The 776-nt window shown below is 44.8% G+C and carries 2 protein-coding genes; both read left to right on the top strand.

The genetic code is table 11. The features are described 5' to 3' along the window. Nucleotides 1-556: phospholipid-binding protein MlaC (locus R7R24_RS26330; protein ID WP_318120066.1), on the top strand; the 556-nt coding region annotated here is incomplete at its 5' end. After that, a partial coding sequence (locus R7R24_RS26325) for a lipid asymmetry maintenance protein MlaB (protein WP_318120065.1) occupies nt 556-776 on the top strand: 221 nt, incomplete at its 3' end. The genes R7R24_RS26330 and R7R24_RS26325, both read left to right, overlap by 1 nt.

Below are 776 nucleotides of genomic sequence, written 5' to 3'. Positions count from 1 at the left end.
ATATCAAATGATGAAGCAAGTGGCTGAAGTGACATTTGCTCGACTAAAAGCAGAACAGCCAAAAATCAAACAAGATCCTAATCTATTAAAGGTGATTGTTGAGCAAGAGCTGATGCCTTACGTCAACGACCGTTATGCAGCACTGAAACTGCTTGGCCCTAACTTGAAAGGGGCAAAACGTGAAGACGTGCTAGAGTTTGTCGATGCGTTCCGTGCTTACTTGATTGCGTCTTACGCACAAGTCTTGACGCAATACAGCGATCAACAAATTGAGTTTGGTCCAGAGCCGAAATTAGACGACTCTAAGCGTATTACCAGCATCAAAGTTGAGATCATTGATGCACCTCGTCCAAACATCAAACTAGAATTTAAACTGCGTAAAGACAACAAAACTGACGAATGGGAAGCGTTCGACATGGTTGCAGAAGGCATTAGTTTGCTTTCAAGCAAGCAATCTGAGTGGAACACCAAAATTCGCCAAGACGGTATTCTTGCGGTAGCGCAAGACCTTGAAAAACTTGCAGCGGAGCCAATTCGCTTTGAGGCGAAAAAGTAATGGCTCAGTCTCACGCACAGTGGCAGTTGCAACAAGATACGTTAACACTAACGGGGGCGCTAGATAGAGACTCAGTGCCGTCATTGTGGGCCTTTGCCCAGCAGTGGAAACCGTCGCAAAAAGAACTGGAATGCTCACTAGAAGAGATCGAACGAGTCGACTCTGCAGGAATGGTGATGTTAATCCACTTATTAGAGCATGCAAAAAAGCAAAACTGTCA

The sequence above is a fragment of the Vibrio sp. 704 genome (genome assembly GCF_033339295.1).
Note: the sequence above shows the minus strand (reverse complement) of the source record. Positions and strands in the feature narration are given on the sequence as shown.